General features: G+C 32.7%; 2 protein-coding genes and 1 riboswitch. Of the genes, one reads left to right on the top strand and one right to left on the bottom strand.

All coding sequences use genetic code 11. From position 1 onward, the window contains the following. Window positions 1-69: 69 nt before the first annotated feature. Window positions 70-540 (bottom strand): hypothetical protein, encoded by a 471-nt coding sequence (locus tag COJ96_RS25215; RefSeq protein WP_098576535.1) that lies wholly within the window; start codon window positions 538-540, stop codon window positions 70-72. A gap of 331 nt (window positions 541-871) precedes the next feature. Further along, window positions 872-957: riboswitch (ZMP/ZTP riboswitch) on the top strand. 50 nt (window positions 958-1,007) lie between these two features. Between COJ96_RS25215 and COJ96_RS25210 the strand changes: the two genes are divergently transcribed. After that, entirely contained in the window at window positions 1,008-1,847 is an 840-nt protein-coding gene (locus COJ96_RS25210) for a bifunctional 5,10-methylenetetrahydrofolate dehydrogenase/5,10-methenyltetrahydrofolate cyclohydrolase (protein ID WP_098576534.1), read from the top strand. Window positions 1,848-1,986: the final 139 nt, after the last annotated feature.

Raw genomic sequence — 1,986 nt, 5'->3', positions numbered from 1 at the left:
TCTATCCTAACACAGGGGGAGTGCAATTCTTCACAATGTGCTTCATTATATATTCATTACAAATTCATATTAATTTCTAGACGTTTTTCTATTTTCAAAGAGGTACTGAAACACATATAGTAAGAATGCCTTGTAAAATATAAATAGGAAAAATTGAAAATGATTTAACCTAACTAAAGTATAGTACTTAAGTTTTCTTGATAATATTGCAATTGGAAAAGTAAAGAAACCATCTACAATAACGTTAAGTAATAAAAACCCTTTGAAATTTCCATATGTCCATTTTAAAATCCACATGGAACCTACCAAGAATGGACCAATATTAAAGGGAAATTCATTAAATAAATAAGAATTTGGTTTATTATAAAAAACCCACCATTTCCGACGTTTTCCAATAAGTACATTAAAAAATTCAAAAAATACAATTAAGAATGATGCAGGAAAAAATCTTTTTAAATTATTCAAACCTAAAAAAGGTAATGTAAGCCAAGCTAGCAAGATCATTGCAAAATTAAATAACCTTTGAATTTTTATTGGCATAATATTAACATCCTTTTCTCTAGTCCTCTCCTTTCTTATTAAAATAACCAACAAATTAAGCTTATATGTGGAAGCTAACTTTAATTAACTACCTGCTCCTTAAGTTCAATAAAAAAAGGCCAACGCAATGCCAGCCAGTATAAGCCTTCTAAAAAAGAACTGATAAAAGTCGTAAATTGGATACTTTATATCAAAGGACCTTGGTCAAATAACAACTGCTCTTATTATTTTGTTTAAGTACATTCTTTCACAAACTATACCAAAAACATTAAGAAAATTATTAATGTCATTGACATTTACTCCCGATATGTTATCTTTTCTTATATAAGTAAATAGACACAGTAACTGACGACATTTGTGGAAATGACCACAAGGAAGCTGTGTTTTATAAATAGTCGGGTCGTCTGGGCAGAGATAGGGATTATATCCTTATCTCTTTTTTTATTACAACTTTAGGAGGCGTTATTATGGAAAAAATCATATTAGATGGGAATGTTGTTGCTCAAGAAATAAGAGACGGCTTAAAAACTCGTATTGAAGCATTAAAGGATAATGGTATAATACCATGCCTTGTAACGATTTTAGTTGGTGATAATCCTGCTTCAGAGACCTATGTAAGAATGAAAGGGAATGCTTGTAAAAGATTGGGTATCAATTCCATTCGTGTGCATTTGCCAGAAGAAACAAGTACATCAGAGTTGGTAAAAACCATTAAAGAATTGAATAACGATAACTCAGTTCACGGTATCCTTTTACAACATCCAGTACCTTCACATATTGATGAACGTGCTGCATTTGAAACAATTGATATTCGAAAAGATGTTGATGGTGTCACAAGTGCAGGGTATGGACAAACTGCATTAGGGTTTGGAGAATATCCTTCCTGTACACCAGGAGCAATTATGAAAATTTTAGAATATTACAAGATCCAAATTGATGGAAAACATACAGTAGTAGTCGGCAGAAGTCCAATTTTAGGTAAACCTGTTTCTGCCCTACTCCTCAATGCCAATGCGACTGTAACTACTTGCCATTCAAGGACTTCCAATTTACCTGAAATCTTAAAACAAGCAGATATTGTGGTTGCAGCAGTAGGAAAGCCTAAGTTTATTAAAGGAAGTTGGTTAAAGGAGGGTTCAATTGTATTAGATGCTGGTTACAACAAAGGGAATGTCGGAGATGTGGATTATACCTCTTGTTATGAAGTTGCTGGTGCAATAACACCTGTTCCTGGTGGTGTTGGTCCTGTTACAATTGCTACATTAATGAAACACACAGTTGAATCAACAGAAAGATTCTATGTTTAAGTTAAAAATAAGCTGGTTGAAGTACCAGCTTATTTTATTTCCATAAACACTTGTTGCTTTATTTAACAAACGCACCCGTTAGCCATCCATGAATCGCTAAAAATCAGCTCTTCACCACGAAGAATGAAAATGTATTGAA

It is taken from the genome of Bacillus sp. AFS073361 (assembly GCF_002567005.1).
In the GTDB taxonomy this organism is placed as follows: domain Bacteria; phylum Bacillota; class Bacilli; order Bacillales; family Cytobacillaceae; genus Neobacillus.
This window is presented reverse-complemented; position numbering and strand designations above follow the sequence as displayed.

What these genes read in the sequence shown, in the direction of transcription:
- COJ96_RS25215 (WP_098576535.1), bottom strand. Translation starts at nt 540, where the DNA reads ATGCCAATAAAAATTCAAAGGTTATTTAATTTTGCAATGATCTTGCTA.
- COJ96_RS25210 (WP_098576534.1), top strand. Translation starts at nt 1,008, where the DNA reads ATGGAAAAAATCATATTAGATGGGAATGTTGTTGCTCAAGAAATAAGA.